This window comes from Xenorhabdus entomophaga, assembly GCF_037996725.1.
In the GTDB taxonomy this organism is placed as follows: Bacteria; Pseudomonadota; Gammaproteobacteria; order Enterobacterales; family Enterobacteriaceae; genus Xenorhabdus; species Xenorhabdus khoisanae.
This window is the reverse complement of record NZ_JBBMXH010000064.1, coordinates 20,633-27,817: the sequence shown is the minus strand read 5'-3', so window position 1 is coordinate 27,817 and position 7,185 is coordinate 20,633. Positions and strand designations below refer to the sequence as shown.

The 7,185-nt window shown below is 38.6% G+C and carries 7 protein-coding genes; 5 read left to right on the top strand and 2 right to left on the bottom strand.

All coding sequences use genetic code 11. The annotated features are described in order from the left end of the window. Positions 1 to 141: 141 nt before the first annotated feature. From AAC854_RS13975 to AAC854_RS13955, 5 genes are all read left to right on the top strand, one after another. A complete protein-coding gene (locus AAC854_RS13975) occupies positions 142 to 1,068 on the top strand; it encodes a dimethylarginine dimethylaminohydrolase family protein (RefSeq protein ID WP_340617639.1) in 927 nt (308 codons plus the stop codon). A gap of 279 nt (positions 1,069 to 1,347) precedes the next feature. Then, entirely contained in the window at positions 1,348 to 3,045 is a 1,698-nt protein-coding gene (locus AAC854_RS13970) for an ABC transporter ATP-binding protein (protein ID WP_340617638.1), read from the top strand. Positions 3,046 to 3,388: 343 nt separating this feature from the next. Further along, the gene (ydfG, locus tag AAC854_RS13965) at positions 3,389 to 4,138 is read left to right on the top strand and encodes a bifunctional NADP-dependent 3-hydroxy acid dehydrogenase/3-hydroxypropionate dehydrogenase YdfG (protein WP_340617637.1); all 750 of its coding nucleotides are present in this window, start codon (positions 3,389 to 3,391) and stop codon (positions 4,136 to 4,138) included. Positions 4,139 to 4,274: 136 nt separating this feature from the next. Further along, on the top strand, positions 4,275 to 4,622 hold the full coding sequence (locus AAC854_RS13960; RefSeq protein WP_340617636.1) for a DUF1283 family protein: 348 nt from the start codon (positions 4,275 to 4,277) through the stop codon (positions 4,620 to 4,622). A gap of 32 nt (positions 4,623 to 4,654) precedes the next feature. Continuing rightward, positions 4,655 to 4,963, top strand: a complete 309-nt coding sequence (locus tag AAC854_RS13955; protein ID WP_340617635.1) for a DUF1161 domain-containing protein — start codon at positions 4,655 to 4,657, stop codon at positions 4,961 to 4,963. Positions 4,964 to 5,014: 51 nt separating this feature from the next. Here AAC854_RS13955 and bioD read toward each other — a convergent pair whose 3' ends face one another. Together bioD and mlc are read right to left on the bottom strand one after the other, a co-directional pair. After that, entirely contained in the window at positions 5,015 to 5,683 is a 669-nt protein-coding gene (gene bioD / locus AAC854_RS13950) for a dethiobiotin synthase (protein WP_340617634.1), read from the bottom strand. 136 nt (positions 5,684 to 5,819) lie between these two features. Continuing rightward, positions 5,820 to 7,052, bottom strand: a complete 1,233-nt coding sequence (gene mlc, locus AAC854_RS13945) for a sugar metabolism global transcriptional regulator Mlc (RefSeq protein WP_340617633.1) — start codon at positions 7,050 to 7,052, stop codon at positions 5,820 to 5,822. Between the last annotated feature and the right edge of the window lie 133 nt (positions 7,053 to 7,185).

The following is a 7,185-nucleotide window of genomic DNA, read 5'->3' as shown; positions in this document are numbered from 1 at the left end:
TGTGGCAGCTCATCAAAAGAGTTAAGATTTTCTTGAATGCCGCTTCAGCAAATAGTTGGAAAGGAATAGGAAATATGAAATTCTCATAATTATGAAAAGTTATATATAGCATATAATATAAACTAGAATTGAGGTTTCAAGATGTTAAATAAATCACCTAGTATCATTTCTGATCTGAAAATGCCAGTGTTTTTATTAGCTCCTCCATTTTCATTAAATACCAATGTAAGAAATAACATTTGGATGGAAGAACTAGATGAGTCCGATATTAATGTTAACAGTAACGTGGCATTGAGACAGTTTTATAAACTTTACAGCTTCATGTCATCACAATCATTGGTCTATTTATTGCCATCTGATACTCATCAAGCACTGCAAGATCAAGTATATGTTGCTAACTTGGGAATTATTATTGGTGATGAAGATCCAACAGCAATAGTTGCCAATTTTGCATCAGAAATCAGAAGATCAGAAACCCCAATTGGGGTGAGTTTCTTTGAGTCACTAGGCTATAAAACTGAAGTTGCCCCTTACTATTTTGAGGGCGAAGCTGAGTTAAAACATCTGCATAGTAATGTACTGGTTGGTGGCTATGGAATAAGAAGTGATATTAAAACCTATGACTGGATGGAAGAAAAGTTCGATCTCAAAATCGTAAAAGTAGAAGAAAGAGATCCTTATCTGTATCACTTAGATTGCAGTATCTTCCCTCTGGATAAAGAAAATACTCTGGTTTATACCGGTGGATTCAACAGTGATGAATTGAAAGAACTGGAGAAAGTGACTAACGTCATCAGTATCAGCAAAGATGTTGCATATAGTGGCATTTGTAACTCTGTCAGAGTAAATCAGCATATTCTCTGTTCATCCAATATCAACGACCTGAAAGCAGGTACGGAGGAATATATCTATGAAATGAACAAAAGCCATGAACTGGAAAAAATTTGTTCCAAACTGGCATTAACGCCAAAATTATTCAATTTATCTGAATATATGAAGAGCGGCGCCCTGCTTTCCTGCATGGTTATGCATTTGAATAGGTATTCTTATAAAATACAGGTAATCTAAAATTTGCGAACAATGATGCAATAATATTGGTCACATCTTTTTTAGCTACAATTAAGTTGGTTGCAATATAAATAGCATCTCCTGTTTTATATTATAGCGATTTTTATTTATCTTGTTATTAAGTGAGATAAACCCATCGTGGTTTTAACACGGAACTGTATTTTATTGATATAGGATGAATGTTTTCCAAGGATGGAATTAGCTGCCCTTTTTATATCATGGTAAGTCCTAACATGTTGTCTATACTAGTTAAATTGATAACTTAACAGTGATAAGTATATGAAATACATAATATTTCTTTATTCATTTATACGTAAACAAAGAACAGCACTGGTGCTGGCTATTGTTTTTACGATAGTGGCAGCTTTAGCAGAAGTTATATTCCCATTTCTTGTACAAGAATTAGTTAATACTTTATTGAAGGATAAGTTAATACTTTCCTTCTCTTTTAATCAATTAATTGCCTCACTGATAGCTATATCATTATTGATCGTCATAAGCCACGCCATTATTATCTGGATGCAGACGATTAACGCCTCAGAACTGAGTTATAACATGAGGAAATCGCTCGTCGATTCTTTCCTCTCTTTTCCCTATCATATAACCAGAAAATTCCATTCTGCTAATCTGGCTTTTAGAATAAAAAATGATACGTACCTTGTATCGGATAGGATCAGAGGCTTATACAGCGAATTTCTTTACGATACGTTATCCATCATTGGTCCATTTATAGCCATGGCTTTGATTGATCTTAAACTGGCAATCCTGGCATTTATGATGGTTTGTCTAACCACGGTTATCAGCAAACCACTCACTAATCGCGTGGCTGTTTATGAAAGGATTTTGCAGATATATAACTCACGATTAACCGGGGTCATACAGGAATCGCTTTCCTGGATTAAATCCGTCAAGATTTTTAACTCTGAAGAGTCAGAGAAAAAGAGAATTGATGATGCCAACATTAAGGTGAAGAACGTTGAGAGAATTACAGGCCTGTTCATGTCCCTTTCTGTTCCTCTTGGCTATTCCGCACAATTAGCTTCAACAATTGCAGTTCTTTGGTATGGTGGTTTGTTATTAATGGATGGAACGATTAACCCCGGTAACTTTGTTGCTGCATTTACCTATGAACAATTAATGTCTGATTCCATCAAGAGATACAGTAATCATTTAAATAAATTTGCTTCGCTCAAATCACTGTTGGACAGAATTTTCGAGTTGTTGGGTGCCCACAAACCAAATACCCACAAACAAAATCAGTCAGTAGCCAATGGCAATGCCGATGCCATTGATATCAACATCAAGAGATTCTCCTATAACGATAGAGATACGCTGTTCAGCGATATGAATATCTCCATCCAAAAAGGCGAACGAGTTCTGATTGTTGGCGATAACGGTCAGGGCAAGAGTACGATATTTGATATCGTGACAGGATTAACACCACTAAGTGAAGGCCATATTTCAGTTTTTGGTGAGGTTATGGAAGATCCCGATGTTCAACATTGGCTGAAAAAGTTTGGTGTGATGTCACAACAAACACAAATCATAAAAGGTACTTTATACGATAATCTGCATATTGCTAATACTGAGTCCACCAGCGAAGAGATGATTTCTGCATTGATTAAAGCCGGTGGCAGTGAGTTATTGGATAAGCTGAAGGACGGCCTGGATTCATACATTGATGAAAAAGGCTCTTCTTTATCAGGTGGTGAAAGGCAGGTTATTGGTTTGGCTCGCTTGTACCTCAAGACGCCAGAGATACTGCTGTTCGATGAGCCGACAACTTATCTGGACAACAGTAAAATAAACAGCTTCGCAGAGTCTCTTAATAATATCGTTAATGGTAAGACTGTGCTTATGATAAGCCATGACCCACGTGTATTCAGACTCGCTGATCGGGTTATCAAAGTTGACAAAGGTAAAATCGCATTTGATGGCTCCCTCCAAGGGTATATGAGCCAAGTAACAACACACTAGTCTTTAATGGCCCACTAAATTGGGCCATTTTACTTTTCCTACATACCCAAAGCCGTTTCAGCAAACTCCCCGAGTTCTATTTCAGCATTTTCGAATTTTTAGATCGTTTGCCGATAACGCGTTCCATATAGATTTCATCTAAAATAAAATGAATACATGATCGTGGCGAAGTCTATAGTTTTTATCAAGGTTTTTACTCTACCAAACTTTCCTTTTTTTGTTGTAAAAATACCTTAAAAACAATGGCTTAATCTTCATTGTGTTATTTATCCTTGACTAATGCGAAATAAATTTTTTTACTAATGTGAAGATTAACGATAAAAACTCGCAAACAGAGGGCAATATGATTGTTTTTGTAACAGGGGCAACTTCCGGTTTTGGTGAAGCAATTACAAGAAAATTTATCGAACATGGTTCTACAGTGATTGCTACAGGGCGCCGTAAGGATAGATTGGAAAAGTTGAAAAAAGAGTTAGGTGAACAATTTCACCCTATTCAACTTGATGTGAGAGATCGTGCTGCAATAGAGCAAGCAGTCCAGCAATTACCAGATACGTTACGCAATATTGATGTGCTTGTGAATAATGCGGGGCTTGCTTTAGGGCTGGAACCAGCTCATCAAGCTAATATTGATGATTGGGAAACAATGATTGATACCAATACCAAAGGATTAGTAAACATGACACACGCCCTATTGCCTAATATGGTAGAAACCAATAGTGGGCATATAATTAATATTGGCTCTACCGCAGCAAATTGGCCTTATGCGGGTGGTAACGTATATGGTGCTACGAAAGCCTTCGTAAAACAATTTAGTTTAGGGTTACGAGCTGATTTACAAGGCAAAAATATTCGAGTCACTGATATCGAACCAGGCCTTGTCGGCGGAACCGAATTTTCCCGCGTACGCTTTAAAGGTAATGAAGAAAAAGTGGATAAAACTTATGAAGGAGCAGAAGCGCTGACTGCTGATGATGTTGCAGAAGCGGTATTTTGGGTTGCTAACCTCCCTTCTCGTGTCAATATTAATACATTAGAGATGATGCCAGTTTGTCAATCATTCGCAGGTTTGAGTGTAAATAGAAACCAATAATCCGCTTTTGGTAAACTGTTAACTCTATTAGTTCTATTAATGTGGTGCTACCAATAAAACCCCTGTTTGGCGCTTTTTTGGTAGCTTCAGTAAATGACCTAGTCTTGCTAAATGGCACAATGAAAGAGGTTCAAATATGAAATTTGTGAAATATGTTTCTTCTATCGCTCTGTTGTTGTCATTCTTTTGGCAAACGCCTGCATTCTCTACGCCCTGCACATCAGATAGCACATGTGTAACCATTAATGGCGGCGGTGAGAATTCGATGAGCAGAGAAATGGCTCGTCAGAGCAAAGAAGAGTGGAATGAGCAAAGAAACTTACGTAAGAAAGTGGATCAGCGCAGAGAGAAAGAATTTGATAAGTACGAGGTAGAAGTTGATAATCGAAAGGCCTGTTTAGAAAGCGCTAATATCAGTGCTTATTGGGAACCAAATACGAAACGTTGTTTGGATATTAACACAGGCCGTCCGATCAAACCTTGATAGACTCAACACCGACATCAACGTAAGGAGTGATGGTGAAAAAAATCCTACTGGCTACAGCTTTGCTCTTTACGCTTTCACCCTTTGCAGTGCAAGCTTCACAAAAGGTTACATGTGAAAGTCTGAAAGCGGAAATTGCACAGAAAATCATTAAAAATGGTGTTTCTGAAACGGATTTTAAGCTTGAAGTTATTCCTGATGACCAAGTTGCTAAGGACAACACCGTTAATGGGAAAGTTGTTGGTCATTGTGATTCCGGCAAGCAGAAAATAGTTTATATCCGCCTTACTCACACTAATACGGATAAAACCACTTCTGGCGATAAAAAAAGCCAAGAATAACTCTCTTTTAGATTTAACAATAAAAAGGGGCAAAAGATGCCCCTTTTGTTATTAAATATCGATAGCTGATATTGCATTAGTATCCAAATAGCACGACAAATCGCGTTCTTCTGGTCTTAAGAGATATGGGATTTCACCAATTTGTGGCGCCGGTATGTGACACCGTAACCTTTCTAGTATCTTAGCGTAGTGTGCTAATCCTGGGTTGATTCGGTTAGCAATCCAACCTACCAAGGGAACGCCATCGTTAATAATGGATTGAGCTGTGAGAATAGCATGATTAACACAACCAGCCTGAATCCCAACGACCAAAATAACGGGCAACTTTTCTTGTACAACCCAATCAGAATAAGGCACCTCATCTTCCAGTAACATACGCCAACCACCATTACCTTCAATAATCACACGATCTGCTTTATTCCCTAAGTTTTTCAGCCCGTTTGTCATTTGGGTAAAATCAGCTCGATTTTCTTCTTCGTAATTGCTTTCCCAAATAACAGGGTTGACCTCTTCATAGTCCACTTTAACAGGTGATGATTGATATATGACTAAGGCATCACGATTGCGTATCCCTTCCGATGTTTCTCGTTTTTCTGTTGCAATGGGTTTATACCCTACCGCGGTTGAGCCTTCACGATTAAAAACTTGCAGTAATGCGCGGGTAACAACTGTTTTACCAATGTTGGTATCCGTGCCTGTAACAAATAAGCGCGTTATCATAAATTCATTTTCCGTTTTCCATAGTAACAGTACAGATAGACCGATTACTCTTTTTAGCGAGCAGGCTTAAAGTGTAGAAGATGTATTTGAGGTAGGGATTGCGTTAGCTCAATGTTTTGCCTGATGTGAACTATCCTTATCCTTGCATGAGTGCTATTAGTAATTCACCGCTATATAGGGATTGTTTAATTAATGCTGCCGCAGGAAATGTATCTGTATTATCGAATTGAGTAGCGACTATATCAACCTGTTGGCTATAGCCGGGAAGAGAACGCTGGGATATCTGCTGTTGAATAGCGGGATAAAGGATATGTTTTACATTGTTCAGCGGTGAACCAATCAAGATCCTTCCGGGGTTAAAGATATTGACCATAATCGCTATGATACGCCCGATTCGTTCTCCGGCATCATGAATAATATCTGTTACCAACGGATCTCCTTCTATGGCCGCCTGACAAAGTAAATCAATCGTCAATGGCACATTATTAGCTGTCATCGTATTCACTAAGGAGCAAGGATGTTGAGTTGCCAAGCTGCGGGCTTTCTGCAAAATATTTTTAATACTGATAACCGTTTCAAGGCAGCCTCGGTTACCACAGTAACAAAGTTCTCCATCGGGTTCGATTTGAGTATGTCCAATCTCTACAATACTATGATTCCCGGCATGGAGCATTTGACCTGCTGTTATAATGCCCGCCCCTACATTATCATCAATGACCAGTTGAATAAGATTCTGGTAATTTTTCCCTGTGCCGCATAGAGATTCTGCTATTGTCCATGCAGTTATATCGTGCTGTAAAAAGATCGGTAATCCTGTACGTTGATGTAAGAATGCCCCTATGGGGATATCCTGAATATCGTAGTACGGTGAACTGTGAATTATCCCGTTAACCGGATCAACTATCGCATTAATGATAACGCTAATCGCTGTTAGGCGCTCAAGAACAGATTGATGCCTAAAGAAGAAGTTATCAATTTCATCAACGATACAGTCCAGAAAAGACTGATTGTGAAGTGCAGAGAATGGTAATTCCTCTTCTACCAGAAGATTACTACTCAAATCACGAAGCCCGATGACAATACTTCCCTTGTTAATGCGGATACACAAGAACTGCCACCCTTCACTATCTACTTTTAATCCGATAGCAGGACGCCCCCGAAAACCGGGTTCGTGAAATTCGGCTTCTTTCACTAAATGGGCATCAATAAGCTCCCGCGTAATTTTAGTAATGCTAGCGGGTGCCAATTGGGCTTTTTTAGAAAGTGCAATTCGCGAGATAGGCCCGTATTGATCAATTAACCGATAGACCAAACCAGTATTTGCCTGTTTAATCTGGTCAATATGACTTGGTTGAACATCGACACTCACCTCGCCTCCCGCCATTTAATTCGCGCCGCTAAAAAATTAATAATGATTATGTCGTTGTTTAAACGATAAGATATCCGTTTGAAGTGGAAATGTGATCTTTCACACGAACTTCTCGTGATTATTTCTTTTTAAT